This window comes from Buttiauxella brennerae ATCC 51605, from assembly GCF_001654925.1.
Lineage (GTDB): Bacteria > Pseudomonadota > Gammaproteobacteria > Enterobacterales > Enterobacteriaceae > Buttiauxella > Buttiauxella brennerae.
In genome coordinates this window covers 110,789-127,641 of sequence record NZ_LXER01000035.1, presented here as the reverse complement: position 1 = coordinate 127,641, position 16,853 = coordinate 110,789, and the positions used below count along the sequence as shown (strand labels likewise).

Annotated in this window: 13 protein-coding genes and 1 riboswitch; of the genes, 4 read left to right on the top strand and 9 right to left on the bottom strand. The window is 51.5% G+C overall.

Annotation, left to right across the window (positions count from 1 at the left end):
- Positions 1-48: 48 nt before the first annotated feature.
- Together murI and btuB are read right to left on the bottom strand one after the other, a co-directional pair.
- Positions 49-915, bottom strand: a complete 867-nt coding sequence (murI, locus tag M975_RS19685; RefSeq protein ID WP_074388408.1) for a glutamate racemase — start codon at positions 913-915, stop codon at positions 49-51.
- The gene (gene btuB, locus M975_RS19680) at positions 860-2,734 is read right to left on the bottom strand and encodes a TonB-dependent vitamin B12 receptor BtuB (RefSeq protein WP_064561565.1); all 1,875 of its coding nucleotides are present in this window, start codon (positions 2,732-2,734) and stop codon (positions 860-862) included. Before btuB ends, murI begins: the two co-directional genes overlap by 56 nt.
- Positions 2,735-2,801: 67 nt before the next feature.
- Positions 2,802-2,992, bottom strand: a riboswitch (cobalamin riboswitch).
- Positions 2,993-3,101: 109 nt separating this feature from the next.
- Here btuB and trmA point away from each other — a divergent pair.
- Complete coding sequence (trmA, locus tag M975_RS19675) at positions 3,102-4,202, top strand: tRNA (uridine(54)-C5)-methyltransferase TrmA (protein ID WP_064561563.1); 1,101 nt, start codon at positions 3,102-3,104, stop codon at positions 4,200-4,202.
- 45 nt (positions 4,203-4,247) lie between these two features.
- Here the strand turns inward: trmA and M975_RS19670 are convergent, their stop codons facing one another.
- Positions 4,248-4,604 carry a YijD family membrane protein gene (locus M975_RS19670; protein ID WP_064561561.1) on the bottom strand — a complete coding sequence of 119 codons (357 nt, stop codon included), beginning with the start codon at positions 4,602-4,604 and terminating at the stop codon, positions 4,248-4,250.
- Positions 4,605-4,614: 10 nt separating this feature from the next.
- On the bottom strand, positions 4,615-5,259 hold the full coding sequence (gene fabR / locus M975_RS19665; RefSeq protein WP_074388407.1) for an HTH-type transcriptional repressor FabR: 645 nt from the start codon (positions 5,257-5,259) through the stop codon (positions 4,615-4,617).
- 193 nt (positions 5,260-5,452) lie between these two features.
- Here fabR and sthA point away from each other — a divergent pair, with 193 nt between their 5' ends.
- Positions 5,453-6,853: a Si-specific NAD(P)(+) transhydrogenase gene (sthA, locus tag M975_RS19660; protein WP_064561555.1), complete on the top strand. Its 1,401-nt coding sequence runs from the start codon at positions 5,453-5,455 to the stop codon at positions 6,851-6,853.
- Here the strand turns inward: sthA and oxyR are convergent.
- From oxyR to argC, 5 genes are all read right to left on the bottom strand, one after another.
- On the bottom strand, positions 6,827-7,753 hold the full coding sequence (gene oxyR / locus M975_RS19655) for a DNA-binding transcriptional regulator OxyR (RefSeq protein ID WP_064561553.1): 927 nt from the start codon (positions 7,751-7,753) through the stop codon (positions 6,827-6,829). The genes sthA and oxyR overlap by 27 nt on opposite strands.
- Positions 7,754-8,022: 269 nt before the next feature.
- Positions 8,023-9,396: an argininosuccinate lyase gene (argH, locus tag M975_RS19650; protein ID WP_064561551.1), complete on the bottom strand. Its 1,374-nt coding sequence runs from the start codon at positions 9,394-9,396 to the stop codon at positions 8,023-8,025.
- A 127-nt stretch (positions 9,397-9,523) separates the two neighbouring features.
- Positions 9,524-10,741 carry an argininosuccinate synthase gene (locus M975_RS19645; protein WP_064515111.1) on the bottom strand — a complete coding sequence of 406 codons (1,218 nt, stop codon included), beginning with the start codon at positions 10,739-10,741 and terminating at the stop codon, positions 9,524-9,526.
- A gap of 30 nt (positions 10,742-10,771) precedes the next feature.
- Complete coding sequence (argB, locus tag M975_RS19640; protein WP_120066756.1) at positions 10,772-11,548, bottom strand: acetylglutamate kinase; 777 nt, start codon at positions 11,546-11,548, stop codon at positions 10,772-10,774.
- Positions 11,549-11,563: 15 nt separating this feature from the next.
- Positions 11,564-12,568 (bottom strand): N-acetyl-gamma-glutamyl-phosphate reductase, encoded by a 1,005-nt coding sequence (gene argC, locus M975_RS19635; RefSeq protein WP_064561549.1) that lies wholly within the window; start codon positions 12,566-12,568, stop codon positions 11,564-11,566.
- Between the two features lie 184 nt (positions 12,569-12,752).
- Between argC and argE the strand changes: the two genes are divergently transcribed.
- Together argE and ppc are read left to right on the top strand one after the other, a co-directional pair.
- Positions 12,753-13,904, top strand: coding sequence for an acetylornithine deacetylase (gene argE / locus M975_RS19630; RefSeq protein WP_064515104.1), 1,152 nt, complete (start codon positions 12,753-12,755; stop codon positions 13,902-13,904).
- Between the two features lie 241 nt (positions 13,905-14,145).
- Positions 14,146-16,797: a phosphoenolpyruvate carboxylase gene (gene ppc / locus M975_RS19625; protein ID WP_064515102.1), complete on the top strand. Its 2,652-nt coding sequence runs from the start codon at positions 14,146-14,148 to the stop codon at positions 16,795-16,797.
- Positions 16,798-16,853 lie beyond the last annotated feature (56 nt).

Sequence of the window (16,853 nt, the reverse complement as noted above, 5' to 3'; positions counted from 1 at the left end):
GGAAGCTGACAACCCCTATTTTCAATTTTTATTTCAACCGTCGATTTTTTATTCAAAATCGCTACAAACAGCCAGTTTTTCAAGCCTTGGGAAGCCATAACGCTGTAAAACGGGTGTTAATTGTGCAATCTCAGGTGTAAGCCCCATACAGAATGCAATGTTCTCATCAGAAGATAATGCTTTCGGAGATTCATGCTCTAAAAGCCATACGGTACGGCGAGCAATTGCAGCTCCTGAATCAATCAGCCTGGTGCCTTCCGGCAGGACTTGCAGTAGCTCTTCTTCTAATAGAGGGAAATGAGTGCAGCCTAATACAACTGTATCAGGTGGCTCTTTCATTCTTAGCCATGGACGAAGGATCTTACGCAGTTCTTCAAGTTCGACAGGGTGCCCGTGTAACTTGGCCTCTGCTAACTCCACCAGCTCTGCCGAACCGAGCATTTCGATTTTGCATTCTGATGCAAAGCGCGCAACCAGCTCGTGCGTATAAGGACGGCGAACCGTACCGCGCGTTGCAAGCAAACCGACAACACCGTTAGTCGTCAGACGCGCAGCAGGTTTAATCGCAGGGACAACGCCTACGACAGGGAAAGCGAATTTTTCACGTAGCGCAGGAAGCGAAACGGTACTCGCCGTATTACAGGCGATGATGGCGAGCGCGAGTGGGTAACGTTCCTGAACCGCAGTAACAATTTCAACTACGCGCTCAACAATGAACTCTTCGCTTTTCTCGCCATAGGGAAATGCCACGTTATCGAAGGCATATATATAGTGCAGGTCAGGCAAAAGCTGCCGGACTTCGTCATACACAGAAAGCCCACCGACACCGGAGTCAAAAACCAGTACGGTGGGACGTGTATTAGAAGGTATAGCTGCCAGTGAGGTAGTATTCCCGTCCTGGGGTTTGATAGCCATAAACCGTCTCGTAATCTTTATCGAACAGGTTGGCGATTCTACCACGAACGGTGAGATGTGAGGTGACCGGATATGAAGCGGCGACATCAACTGTGCTGTAACTCGGCAAAATTTGCTGAGTATTATTATAAGCAGAGGTGTTGTTGTCATAGCGTTTGCCGTAGTACTGCCACGCTACATCCATGTTCAGATTAAACATGACCCAATCAAGCTGATACTTAGCCTGGCGCTTGGCACGACGGGCCAGCACTTCATCAGTCTGGTCATCACGCGGGTCCATATACTGCAGCGTCACTTTGTGAGTAAAGATGCCGGTATCAACGCTCCCCGTCCATTCAAGCCCTTTGATGGTCGCAGACTTAATGTTGTCGTATGCACCCGCATACGTAACTGGATCGGAATAGTAGGTAATCAGGTTATCAATCGTGTAGTGATACGCCGACAAGCGCCAGTCCACTGGCCCCGTCAGCCCTTCAAGCCCCGCTTCCCACTGCTTAGATTCTTCAGGCTTCAAGTTCGGGTTAGAGTCGATGCCGAAACGTGTGGAACCAAACTGCTGCCCAAGCGATGGTGCCAGGAATCCGGTGCCGTAAGAAACCGTCGCGCGATAACCTTCGACAAATTCCCAACCTGCTGCCGTCTGCCATGTGCCGTGCCAGCCGAACTGCTCGTCATTGTCTTCACGACCAGAGGCTTCTAACGTGACATCACCAAACTGCTGCTGCCCACTCAGGTAAACACCCGTGTCATCGCGTTTATAAGTATCAGACATTGTGGTGTCTGAAGAAGTCAGACGCTGCTGCTGCCAGTCCACACCTGCGCTTATCGAACCATTCCCGACGACAAAGTTGTTGCCCCATTGAATGTTACGCTGAGTCATATTGTCGAGTGTTGTACCATCGTTATAGCGGCCATACTCGCTGCTATAGTTGTAGTCTTTTACTTTCTGATAGCTCGCCAACAGCTGCGATGAATAGATCCCTGAATGGAAGCGCAGGCCCGCATCGTAATTCTGGTTATAAAGCTGATGCTCATCTGCACTATATGCAGGAGTATAAGGAGGCGCGCCTAAATCGTAATCGCTGTTGTTGGTGTAGCCATAGGTACGGAAGAAGCCGTCAAATTCATCGCTAAACTTATGCTCAAGACCGGCCCAATAACTCTTGCTGCGGTAACCATCTCGATCGTTATCACCGCTGTAAGTTGAGTGTGGCTGAACGTTGAAACCTTTGGTGGTTTCGTATGCGCCAGAAACTGTTGCAACTGTATCGCCAAAGCGATGACGCAGCGTGCCATCATATTGTTGATAGCTGTTCGAGCCAACACCCGCATTGATCTGCGACTTTTCTTCATCGCTCTGCGTGATAATGTTAACCACGCCACCAATTGCACCGGAGCCATATACAGCTGAACGCGGGCCACGAATGAATTCCACGCGCTGTACCAAAGAGATAGGGATTTGACTGACATCCGAAGAGTTAGAAATGCCTGGGCGTGCAAGCGGGATACCATCCACCAGCACTAATATATGACTAGCGCTCGTGCCACGGACAAACATAGAAGAGCTTTGGCCCAGACCGCCATACTGCACAATATCCACGCCTGGCAAACGGCGCATCACATCGTTAAGCGATTTTGCCTGCCATTGGTCGATATCTTCCCGGGTAACAACATCAGTCGGAGCCAACACAGTATTAACCGGTTGCTGAAAACGATTTGCCGTCACCACCAAGTTTTCTTCAGAATTGCTGTCTTGCGCCCAGCCAGAAAAAGCCGTTACGGACAACGCCGTAAGCAGCGAAAGTTTTTTTAACTTCATTTAAATAAGCATCCGCTTTTAAATCAAGGATGCCGCAGACATAACCGATAGCACGCGATAGTTATGCAGATTGCGACGTATACCGGCAGGTCTTCGGGCTTGGATGTGTTTGATAACTGGATGATGACTTCCCACTTATATAAGCAGTGTCTGCACATGGCATTCATCCCACTATTCCTTACCGCTGCGCGTCAGCCCCAGAATTGCACTGGGTTCCCTTTTAACTCATGTAAAAAGGCCGGAAACGCTATGCTACGATTTTGTTAATAAGCTTGTCTATAAGCATCAAAATGCAACAGCGCTGGACATCACGAGCCTAATCCCTACAATCGCCGCGTAGTTTGACTTTATTAACAGGTAGCCGCTTATGACTCCAGAACATCTCCCGATAGAACTTTACGACGCGCAACTGGCCGAAAAAGTCGCCCGCTTGCAAAGCATGATGGCCCCTTTTGCAGCGCCTGCGCCGGAGGTGTTCCGTTCACCGGTCAGCCATTACCGGATGCGCGCTGAATTCCGCATCTGGCACGATGAAGACGACCTGTACCACATCATGTTTGACCAGGAGACGAAGCAGCGCATTCGGGTAAACACCTTCCCGGCAGCCAGCTCGCTCATCAATGCGTTGATGCCAGCGATGCTTGACGGCGTGCGTGACATTCCCGCCCTGCGCCATAAGCTCTTCCAGATTGATTATCTGACCACGATGAGCAACCAGGCGGTTGTCTCGATGCTTTACCACCGGAAATTGGGCGAAGAGTGGCAACTGCACGCTGAAGCGCTGCGCGACAATCTGCGCGCTCAGGGTTTCAACGTTCATTTAATTGGCCGTGCGACCAAAACCAAAATCGAGCTGGATCAGGATTTCATCGATGAGCGTTTGACCGTTGCCGGTAAAGAGATGATTTATCGCCAGGTCGAGAACAGCTTCACTCAGCCAAATGCGGCGATGAACGTTCATATGCTGGAGTGGGCGCTTGATGCGACTCAAGGCTCCAAAGGCGATTTGCTGGAACTGTACTGTGGAAACGGTAACTTCTCGCTGGCGCTGGCACGCAACTTTAATCGCGTACTGGCGACTGAAATCGCCAAGCCGTCTGTTGCTGCGGCGCAGTACAACATTGCAGCGAATGAAATTGAGAACGTACAGATTATTCGAATGGCGGCTGAAGATTTTACTCAGGCCATGAATGGTGTGCGCGAGTTTAATCGCCTGAAAGGTATCGACCTGAAAAGCTACCAGTGCGAAACCATTTTCGTCGATCCACCGCGCAGCGGCCTGGATGCAGACACCGTGAAGATGGTGCAGGCGTATCCGCGCATCCTTTATATCTCTTGCAACCCGCAAACCCTGTGCGAAAACCTGGAAACGCTGAGCGAAACCCATAACGTGTCGCGCCTGGCGTTATTCGACCAGTTCCCCTACACGCACCATATGGAATGTGGCGTGTGGCTGACACGCAAATAGCAAAACGGACGCCTCGGCGTCCGTTTTTGTTTCTGGCTCAGAGTACTATTCAGTTACCTGCGCTTTACGCGTACGAACTTTAAAACCAATCCAGAACAACAATGCGACTGAAAGCACCGCAGGCAAGAAGTTAGAGCCAATCGCCGGATACTCAGCCCGCACAACCGCGCTATAGAGCAGCACGCCCAGCACAAAACACGCCGCAGCAATACCAGGCAGGCCAACGGGCATCGTGCGGTTCAGATAACGTTGATGCAGACAGTAAACCGTCAGCACCAGCGCAATAATCGGGAAAATGGAAAACGGCACGACCGAGCTAAACACTGCGGCAAATGTCCCGTTGATCGCAAGGCCTGCGATAAACGCCAGTACGAGCGTACCTCTGTCTTGTAACTGTTTCATTGCTCTTCCTTCACTCTGCTGATATTTGAGCTAATGCCACTTTTTCCTGCTCCCGGCGATACCAGTAATACGCACCTTTAGAGATCATGCGTAATTGCAGCACCAGGCGCTCTTCAAGCTGACGACGCTGATCGGCATCAACGTCCAGCGCTTCGGCACCAGCACTAAAGACAATCGTAACCATCGCTTCTGCCTGCGCTTCAGTAAAACTACGCGGCATGCGATTTTCGAGTTCCAGATAGTCCGCAAGTTCCGCAATGAAGTGCTGAATTTCACGGGCGACAGCGGCACGAAATGCGGCAGACGTTCCAGAACGCTCACGTAACAACAAACGAAATGCGTTGGGATTATTACCGATAAATTCCATAAATGTTGAGACAGAAGTACGAATTACGCTCCCGCCTTTGGCAATTCGCTGGCGAGCCTGGCGCATTAACTGGCGCAGCATCAGGCCGCTTTCATCGACCATTGTCAGACCCAGTTCATCAACATCACGGAAGTGGCGATAAAACGATGTTGGCGCTATACCTGCCTCACGGGCGACCTCACGCAAACTCAGGCTGGCAAAACTCCGTTCAGCACTTAACTGACTAAACGCGGCTTCTACCAGAGAACGCCTGGTCTTTTCTTTTTGTTGCGCTCTTACACCCATCATCTTGCCTGAATCCCTTAAGTCGAACTCGCACTATACCAGAGAATAACTTAACTGGATTTATACAGGATTGTGAATGATTGTTTACGCGAGCTTGCTCGCGTAACGTCGCAAAAAGCACAAGGATAATTGGGTTATCCTGCTGTTGATGTTACCATTGTGTTGCTTTTATGTATAAGAACAGGTAAGCCTTACCATGCCACACACCTACGATTATGACGCAATAGTAATTGGTTCCGGCCCGGGCGGCGAAGGCGCTGCAATGGGTCTGGTGAAACTTGGAGCAAGGGTAGCGGTTGTTGAGCGCTACCATAACGTGGGTGGCGGTTGCACTCACTGGGGAACCATCCCCTCAAAGGCGCTGCGCCACGCAGTCAGCCGCATTATCGAATTTAATCAAAACCCGTTATACAGCGACCATACCCATCTTCTCCGTTCTTCCTTCGCCGATATTCTTAACCACGCAGACAGCGTGATTAACCAACAAACCCGCATGCGCCAAAGCTTCTATGAGCGCAACCGCTGCGAGATGTTGCAGGGCGATGCACGCTTTGTCGACGAACATACTATTTCGCTGGAATGCCACGATGGTTCGGTGGAGATGATCACCGCCGAGAAATTCATTATTGCTTGTGGTTCGCGCCCTTATCGCCCGCCAGAAGTGGATTTCAGCCATCCTCGTGTCTATGACAGTGATTCCATTCTTAACCTGCACCACGAACCACGCCACGTCATTATTTATGGCGCGGGGGTGATTGGTTGCGAGTACGCGTCGATTTTCCGTGGCATGAACGTCAAGGTTGATTTGATTAACACCCGCGACCGCTTGCTGGCATTTCTTGATCAAGAGATGTCCGACTCGCTTTCTTACCACTTCTGGAACAGCGGTGTCGTTATTCGCCATAACGAAGAGTTCGAGAATATCGAAGGTGTGGAAGATGGCGTGATTGTGTCGTTAAAGTCTGGCAAAAAAGTGAAAGCTGACTGCCTGCTTTATGCGAACGGGCGCACCGGTAATACCGATTCATTGTCACTGGAAAATGTCGGGCTGGAAGCTGACGGCCGTGGCCTGTTAAAGGTCAACAGCATGTACCAGACTGCACAGCCGCATATTTATGCCGTCGGCGATGTGATTGGTTACCCAAGCCTGGCTTCAGCTGCTTATGATCAGGGCCGAATTGCGGCCCAGGCGATGGTTAAAGGCGAAGCAACAGCACATCTGATTGAAGATATTCCGACCGGTATTTATACCATTCCGGAAATCAGCTCCGTCGGGAAAACTGAACAGCAGTTAACGTCGATGAAAGTGCCGTACGAAGTGGGCCGGGCGCAGTTCAAGCACCTTGCGCGCGCGCAAATCGTTGGCATGAATGTGGGCACGCTAAAAATTCTCTTCCATCGTGAGACGAAAGAGATTTTAGGGATCCACTGCTTTGGTGAGCGTGCAGCCGAAATTATTCACATCGGCCAGGCAATTATGGAGCAGAAAGGTGGCGGCAACACAATTGAGTACTTTGTTAACACCACCTTTAACTACCCGACCATGGCGGAAGCCTATCGGGTAGCGGCGTTAAACGGCTTGAACCGCTTGTTCTGACGCTGACTCAAAATGGCCATCCATGTGCGTGCGGATGGCCTCAGCGAGTTGCTCATAGCGACCACGCAGTGGAGAACCCGGACGATAAACCAGGCCGATAGTACGACGCGGTTCTGGTTTATAACATGGCAGATAGACCACACCATCGCGCTCGCGTTCTTTCGGTACAGCCAGCGCAGGTAACAACGTAATCCCGCTGCCTGCTGCCACCATGTTACGCAGCGTTTCAAGGCTGGTTGCACGGAAATGCGTGTCTTCTTCCGCTCCCGCTTGAAAACAGAAACCTAATGCCTGATCGCGCAGGCAGTGCCCGTCTTCCAACATCAGCAGCTTTTCACCGGCAAGATCTGACAACGGCACGCGGTCGCGCGCAGCCCATGGGTGATCCTGGTAAATCGCCAGCTTCATTGGCTCGTCGAATAACGGAACTTCAATAAAGGCTTCGCTCTCTTTCACCAGCGCGAGAATCGCACAGTCGAGTTTCCCGCTATCAAGCTGTGCTAACAGATGATGGGTCTGCGCCTCGTGCAGGTACATTTCCAGTTTGGGGAAAGTTTTGTGCAGCATCGGGATAATCTGCGGCAGCAAATAAGGCCCAACGGTTGGAATCAAGCCGATGTGCAGCGGCCCGGACATTGCCTCGCCCTGCTGACTCGCCATCTCTTTAAGGACTTTAACTTCTCGCAGCACAGTGCGAGCCTGGTCCACCAGCAACAAACCCGCCTGAGTGAACAACACTTTACGGCTGGTGCGTTCAAGCAACATCACGCCGAGTTCATCTTCAAGTTTGCGAATCTGACCGCTCAGCGTTGGCTGACTGACATGGCAGGCATCCGCTGCCCGACGAAAGTGACGATGTTCAGCCAGCGCCACCAGGTATTCTAGATCACGAATATTCATTCTCTATCCTCCGTCGCCATGATAGCCCATGGCGATAGAAATCATAGCAACGAACGATTATCCCTATCAACCATTGATGATGAATAATAGACATCAACAGCACAAACCATCCATGACCCGGTTGTGCCGTAGGGGGAAACCCCTTGATCTCCGAAGAAAAACTGAAGCCAACGTGAGTTATTTAGCGGACATTATGTCCGCTCTTTTTTTATCCGCTAAAAACAAAAAAGCCCGACACAAGGCCAGGCTCATTTTATGTGGCAAAGCTTCTACACCAGACGTTGCTTCGCGTCCGCAATCGCTCGCGCTACCTGCTGAGGAGACACGCCGCCTTTGGCTGCACGTTTATCCAGGCAAGACTGCAAAGAGAGGATCGGATAAACATCATCACCGATTGTGGCACTGAATTTCTGCAAATCAGCAAGCGGCAATGCTTCCAGCGCTTTGCCCTGGCGAATCGCTTCGACTACCGCTTCACCCACAATATGGTGCGCTTCACGGAAAGGTACACCTTTCGCTACCAGGTAATCAGCCAGCTCAGTTGCGTTGGCATAACCCTGCTCGGCAGCTTCTTTGCAGCGCGGGCGTTTAACCTGAATACCATCCAGCACCAGCACGGACATATGCAAACAATCCATCCAGGTATCGAGCGCGTCGAACAGGCCTTCTTTGTCTTCCTGCATGTCTTTGTTATACGCCAGCGGCAGCCCTTTCAGGGTCATCATCATGCCTGTCAGCGCACCCTGCACACGGCCACATTTGCCACGGATAAGCTCCAGCGCATCCGGGTTTTTCTTTTGTGGCATCAGGGAAGAGCCAGAGGTCACGCGGTCAGACAGCTCAACAAACCCGGCTTCACCGGTGTTGAAGAAAATCAGGTCTTCTGCGAAACGCGACAGGTGAACCATGCCGATAGAGGCATCAGAAAGCAGTTCCAGCACGTGGTCACGATCGGACACGCTATCCAGGCTATTGCGCGTTGCGGATGCAAAACCTAACCAACCCGCCAGTTGTTCACGGTCGATTTCATAGGCTGTACCGGCCAGTGCGCCGCTGCCCAGCGGGCTAACGTCGAGGCGCTCGAGGGTACTTTGCAAACGGCTTTCATCACGCGCCAGCATTTCAACATAAGCCAGGCACCAGTGAGCAAAAGTCACCGGCTGCGCACGTTGCAGGTGCGTGTAACCCGGCATCACTGCATCCTGGTTATTTTCAGCGGTTTCAACCAGCGCATGTTGCAGTTGGCGAGTCGCACCCAACAATTCACTGATTTGCATTTTGCACCACAGTTTAAGGTCTGTGGCGACCTGGTCATTACGGCTACGGCCAGTGTGGAGTTTTTTACCCAACGCACCGACTTTGTCGATGAGTTTGCCTTCCACCCAGCTGTGAATATCTTCCGCATCGCTCTCAAGGATCGCCTGCGGATTGGCCTGCACTTCTTCCAGCAGGAAATTCAATGCCTGCTCAAGTTCGACCTGCTCAGCAACAGTCAGAACACCCACGGTAACCAGCGCTTTGGACCAGGCGACAGAACCCACAATGTCTTGTTCAGCCAGTCGGTAGTCAAAGCGTAATGAATCATTGAACGATTTGAACCGCTGATCTGCTGCCTGAGTAAAACGTCCACCCCAAAGTGCCATAGTGATGCTCCATTAAATTTTCATCTTGATCCCCTCACCCCGACCCTCTCCCTAAGGAGAGGGAGAAAACCGGACAATCCCCTCTCCCTCAGGGAGAGGGTTAGGGTGAGGGTAATTATTTAAACTATTACTTCTTAAGTTCGTTTAAAGCACGAATACGTGATGACAAAGAGAACAGACGGATAAAGCCGCCCGCGTGGCTGTGGTCATACACTTCGTCTTCGCCGAACGTTGCGAACTCTTCGCTATACAGGCTGTTCGGAGACTTTTTCTGCTTCGCAGTGACATGGCCTTTATACAGCTCAATAATCACTTCACCGTTCACTTCTTCTGCCAGCGATTCCGCAGATGCCTGCAGAGATTTACGCAGTGGTGCGAACCAACGGCCGTCATAAACTACGTAGGACATTTCCAGGCCCAGTTGTTCACGCCATTTGAAGCTATCGCGATCCAGAACCAGCTGCTCAACGCCACGCAGTGCAGCCATCATAATGGTGCCCCCTGGAGTTTCGTAGCAGCCACGGGATTTAATCCCTACCAGACGGTTTTCGACGATATCAATACGACCGATGCCGTGCTTAGAACCAATCTTGTTCAACGTTTCCAGGCACTGGAACGGCGTCATCGCTTCGCCGTTAACGGCAACGACTTTGCCTTTCTTAACCGTAACGGTAACTTCTTCAGCCTGATCTGGTGCTTCTTTAGGATCAACAGTCCAGACCCAGCAATCTTTGTTCGGTGCATTCCACGGGCTTTCCAGCACGCCGCCTTCGGTAGAGATGTGCCATGCGTTTTCGTCACGGCTATAGATTTTCTCAAGAGAAGCGGTAGTTGGGATGTCACGCTCTTTCAGGTAATCAAGCAGTGCTTCACGGGAACGCAGGTTCCACTCACGCCATGGCGCAACCACTTTCAGATGTGGTGCCAGTGCCGCCCATGCTGATTCGAAACGCACCTGGTCGTTACCTTTACCGGTCGCACCGTGGCACAGCGCATCTGCGCCCACTTTATTTGCCACATCAACCAGCGCTTTAGCGATAAGCGGACGCGCCATAGAAGTACCCAGCAAATAGGTGCCTTCGTACAGTGCGCCGGTCTGCAATACCGGGTAAACGTAATCACTGATGAACTCTTCACGCGCATCGACGACGTAGCACTCAGTTGCACCGGAGCGCAGTGCTTTTTGCTCAACGCCTTTCAGGTCTTCGCGGTCCTGGCCGATATCCACCACACAGGCGACCACTTCACAGCCGCCGTAGTTTTCTTTCAGCCATGGAATGATGGCTGAAGTATCAAGGCCGCCAGAGTATGCGAGAACGATTTTTTTGATGCCGTGATTTTGCATTGTCTTATCCTTCAAAAACTTATTTTAAAATTAAGCTAAGATCCGGGTGCCAATAGCTACACCGTTAAATAATGATGGTAACTGCTCCGCGTGACGCCAGGATGCGATATCCACCGGGCGACCCAGCGTGCGTGCTGCATCCAGCGCCGCGTTAACTTTCACTATCATGCCGTCGGTAATAATGCCCTGAGCGATTAACTGCTCAGCTTTCGCCGCCGTCATTTCTGCAATACGCTGCCCTTTGCCATCCAGAATGCCGCTGACATCTGACAGCAGAATCAAATCTGCACCAAGCGTTGCGGCCAAAGCGGTCGCCGCCTGGTCAGCATTCACGTTCATCAACTCACCTTCGGCAGTGACGCCAATAGAGCTGACAATCGGCAGGAAACCAGAATCTAAAAGCGTGGTAATCAGCTTAGCCGAACCCGGTTTTGCAAGCCCCACATGGCCCAGTTCTTCATCCAGTTTGGTGACCGTCACACTGTCACCATCACCGAGGCAAAGACCCACACCATTGATGCCATGCTTTTTCGCCCACGCCAACAAGGTTTTATTCGCCGTCCCAGCCAGCGCACCAGTAATGATGTCAATCTGGTCAGCAGGCGTAACACGCAGGCCGTTTTTCTTTGTCACTGGCAATGAGAGTTTTTTCATCAACTCGTCCACCAGGCAACCGCCACCGTGCACAATCACAAGCGGGCGTTGGTGGGATTCGCGATAGTTCACCAGCGCCGTAAACAGGCGCTCGAGCGCTTCTTCGCTATCGAGCAGTACGCCGCCTAATTTGATAATTAATGGATTCATCATGTCACCCGGCATCAATTAAATAAGAGACTGCGTTTCGGCAAAGCCAAAACGAATATTCAGGCATTGCACAGCCTGCGCTGATGCGCCTTTCAGAAGATTGTCTTCCGTGGCGACGACAATCAGATGCTCACCCTGCACCGCAAAACCGATATCGCAGAATGGCAACCCAACCACATTTTTCAGTGCCGGCACACCTTTGTCATACAGGCGCACTAACGGTTTATTCTGGTACGCCTGATTAAAAACATCGGCGATTTGTTGCTGCGTCACACCCGCGTTCAGGCGGCAGGTGATGGTTTCCAGAATCCCACGCGGGAAATTGCCCAAGTGAGGTGTGAAAATCACCGGAGTACCAAGATGCGTCGAAATTTCTGGATGATGGCGATGGTTAAAAATGCCATACGGTTGCAGGCTGACTTCGCAGAAACTGTTGGAAATCGCGGCCTTACGCCCTGCACCACTGACACCACTGGTTGCGTTAATCACCGGCCACTGCGTCAAATCCAGCAACCCGGCATCAATCAGCGGTTTTAACGCCAGTTGCGCCGCCGTCGGGTAACAACCTGGGACTGAGATCAAACTGGTTTCTTTCAGTTTGTCGCTCTGCCATTCAGCAAGGCCATACACCGCCTGCTCCAGCAGTTCCGGATATTGATGGGTAAAACCGTAATAGCGCTGATAGAACTCAGCATCGTTAACGCGGAATGCACCAGAAAGGTCGATAACGACACAGCCTTTTGCCAGGAATTGTGGTGCCAAATCGTGACTCACTTCGTGGGCCGTGGCGAGGAACACCACATCGACGCCGTCAGTAAATTCGCTGATATCCGACATCGCCTGTAACGGCATGTCGACAATACCTTTTAATTGCGGATGCAATTCAGATATCAATTTTCCTGCGTCATTACTTTGCGCTGAAACCGTCAAAGCGGTTATGTTCATATGAGGATGGCGATTCAAATAGTTCACAAGCTCTGCGCCTGCATAACCGCTGGCACCAACAATCAGCGTATTCAACATCTCGGCTGTACACCTTCTTAGGTTGTGTCTGCTAAAGGTGTCAGCTGGTAAGCCATCACCCAACGTGCAATTACGTGGTTAAATCCACCGGAACCTGGGGTTCCCTTACGGCAGTTAATATTGTATTTTTATTCAATATAAATGCATGATTATGTATACCAACCCGAGCTAAGGCCTGTCAACAGTGAAGATGAAATTACCTCCTTTTATCGAGATTTACCGCGCGTTGATCGCGACTCCTTCCATCAGCGCCACCGACAGCGCGTTGGATCAGAGCAATGAGTCTTTAATCAATTTATTGGCTGGATGGTTCCGCGACCTGGGCTTCAATGTTGAAGTACAATCGGTTCCTGGTACGCGCAATAAATTCAATATGCTGGCGAGTACCGGAAACGGTGCCGGTGGCTTACTGTTGGCAGGGCATACCGATACGGTGCCGTTTGATGATGGCCGCTGGACACGCGACCCATTCACGCTGACCGAGCACGAAAACAAGCTGTACGGTCTCGGCACAGCCGACATGAAAGGCTTCTTTGCCTTTATTCTTGATTCATTGCGCGATGTGGATGTGACGCAGCTTAAAAAGCCACTCTATATTCTGGCGACAGCTGATGAAGAAACGACGATGACGGGCGCTCGCTATTTCTCTGAGACCACCCATATTCGCCCGGACTGCGCCATCATTGGCGAACCGACATCATTGCAGCCCGTCCGTGCGCATAAAGGCCATATCTCTAATGCGATTCGCATTCTTGGCCAGTCCGGTCACTCCAGCGATCCTGCTCGCGGTGTGAATGCCATCGAGCTGATGCACGATGCTATAGGCCATATCATGTCGCTGAAGAACACCCTGAAAGAGCGTTATCACCATGATGCCTTCACCGTGCCGTATCCAACGCTAAACCTCGGTCATATCAGCGGTGGCGATGCCGCCAACCGTATTTGTGCCTGTTGTGAATTGCATATGGATATTCGCCCGCTGCCGGGTCTTACGTTAAACGACCTTAACGGTTTGCTTAATGAAGCACTTGAGCCGGTTAGCCAAAAATGGCCTGGCCGCCTGACGATTTCTGAGCTCCACCCACCAATTCCGGGCTATGAATGCGCCAAAGACCACCAGTTAGTACAAGTCGTTGAGAAACTGCTGGGTGCGCAAACCGAAGTCGTGAATTACTGCACCGAAGCGCCATTTATTCAGACGCTTTGCCCAACGCTGGTTCTTGGCCCGGGTTCTATCAACCAGGCGCACCAGCCAGACGAATACATCGAAACGCGGTTTATTGAGCCTACGCGCAAACTTATTACCCAGGTTATTCATCATTTTTGTTGGCATTAAAAAATAGCGATTCAGGGGGTTTTGCCCCCTTTTTACGCTGCTTTTTAGCGGATCCTCATAAGAAACGCTTATCCACGAAGTTAGTAATTAAATTTCATGAATTAGCGCAATTTATTCGTTTGCTGAAACGATTTCGTAGCAATTGACGAATGAAGACTTACGTGGCTTTATAAAGACGGTGTTGAACCTTCACGGGTGAAATTAAATTACATATCAGATTGGATAGGGTGTCTGGGGTCATATGAACGAACAGTATTCCGCTTTGCGAAGTAATGTCAGTATGCTCGGCAAGTTGCTCGGGGATACCATCAAGGATGCATTAGGTGAAAACATTCTTGACCGCGTAGAAACAATCCGCAAATTGTCAAAGTCTTCACGGGCTGGCAATGAGGCTAACCGCCAGGAGCTGCTAACCACGTTACAGAACCTGTCGAACGATGAACTACTCCCTGTAGCCCGTGCATTCAGCCAATTCTTGAATCTGGCCAACACCGCCGAGCAATATCACAGCATTTCAGCCAATGGCGAAGCCGCCAGCAATCCCGAAGTTATCGCTAAGACACTCCAAAAATTAAAAAACCAGCCGGACCTTAGTGAAGCCGCCATTCGTGATGCTGTTGAGTCTTTGTCACTGGAATTAGTTCTGACCGCACACCCAACCGAAATCACCCGTCGCACCCTGATTCACAAACTGGTTGAAGTAAACAGCTGCCTCAAGCAACTCGACCACAGCGACATCGCCGATTATGAGCGCAACCAGATTATGCGCCGTTTGCGCCAACTGGTCGCTCAGGCATGGCACACCGATGAAATCCGTAAGCACCGCCCTTCCCCTGTAGATGAAGCAAAATGGGGCTTTGCGGTAGTAGAAAACAGCCTGTGGGAAGGGGTTCCAAACTACCTGCGTGAGCTCAACGAGCAACTCGAAGACAACCTGAATTACAAATTGCCGGTCGATTTTGTTCCGGTACGTTTCACTTCATGGATGGGCGGCGACCGCGACGGCAACCCGAACGTGACTGCGGATATTACCCGTCACGTTCTGCTGCTAAGCCGCTGGAAAGCAACCGACCTGTTCCTGCGCGATATTCAGGTGCTGATTTCCGAACTCTCGATGGTGGAATGCACGCCAGAGCTGAGTGAACTGGCCGGCCCAGACGCTGCACAAGAACCGTATCGCTGCATTATGAAAGGCATTCGTCAGCAATTACTGGCGACACAAGCCTGGCTGGAAGCTCGTCTGAAAGGCCAGCGCCTGCCAAAACCTGAAGGTTTGTTAACCCAAAACGAACAGCTTTGGGACCCGCTCTACGCGTGTTACCAATCGCTGCAAGCGTGCGGAATGGGCATTATCGCCAACGGCCAGTTGCTTGATACCCTGCGCCGCGTGAAGAGTTTTGGCGTGCCGCTAGTGCGTATTGATGTTCGCCAGGAAAGTACTCGTCATACCGAAGCGCTCGGCGAAATGACGCGCTACCTGGGCATTGGCGATTACGAAAGCTGGTCGGAAGCAGACAAACAAGCGTTCCTTATCCGTGAACTGAATTCAAAACGCCCACTTCTGCCACGCCAGTGGGAGCCGAGCGATGACACCCGCGAAGTGCTGGAAACCTGCAAAGTGGTTGCCGAAGCCCCGCGTGGTTCTATCGCCGCTTACGTTATTTCCATGGCGAAAACCCCATCTGACGTGCTGGCCGTTCATCTGCTACTCAAAGAAGCTGGCTGCACCTTCGCTCTGCCGGTTGCGCCACTGTTTGAAACACTCGACGACCTGAACAACGCCGATGACGTCATGACTCAGTTGCTGAATATCGACTGGTACCGCGGCTTTATTCAGGGCAAACAGATGGTCATGATTGGCTATTCTGACTCGGCAAAAGATGCAGGCGTGATGGCGGCATCCTGGGCGCAATACCAGGCTCAGGACGCACTGATCAAAACCTGCGAGAAAGCCGGAATCACCCTGACGCTGTTCCACGGACGCGGTGGTTCTATCGGCCGTGGCGGCGCGCCTGCGCACGCAGCTCTGCTTTCTCAACCGCCGGGTAGCCTGAAAGGTGGTCTGCGTGTGACCGAGCAAGGCGAGATGATTCGCTTTAAATACGGTCTGCCGGAAATCACCATCAGCAGCCTGTCGCTCTACACCAGCGCGATTCTGGAAGCCAACCTGTTGCCACCGCCAGAGCCGAAAAAAGAGTGGAAACATATCATGGAGGATCTGTCAGTGACCTCGTGTGATATGTATCGTGGATATATCCGCGAAAATGAAGACTTCGTGCCGTACTTCCGTTCGGCAACACCAGAGTTGGAACTGGGTAAACTGCCGCTGGGCTCACGCCCTGCGAAGCGTAAACCTAACGGTGGAGTTGAATCTCTGCGTGCCATTCCGTGGATCTTCGCCTGGACACAAAACCGCCTGATGCTGCCAGCCTGGCTGGGTGCCGGTGCTGCGCTACAAAAAGTGGTCGAAGATGGCAAACAAGACGTGCTGGAAACCATGTGCCGCGACTGGCCATTCTTCTCTACGCGCCTTGGCATGCTGGAAATGGTGTTTGCAAAAGCTGACTTGTGGCTTGCGGAATACTACGATCAGCGCCTGGTGAAACCAGAGCTGTGGGGCCTCGGCACACAACTGCGTGACCAACTGGAAGCTGATATCAAAGTGGTTCTGGATATCGCCAACGATTCACACCTGATGGCTGACCTGCCATGGATTGCCGAGTCCATCCAGCTGCGTAACATCTACACCGACCCATTGAACGTGTTGCAGGCTGAATTGCTGCATCGTTCACGTCAGTTGGAAGATAAAGGTGAAGAGCCAAATGCGCAGGTAGAACAAGCATTGATGGTGACTATCGCAGGTGTTGCAGCAGGTATGCGTAACACTGGTTAAGCCCGTCAATAAGCTTCATAAAAAACCCCGCGTCAGCGGGGTTTTTTATGTCAGAT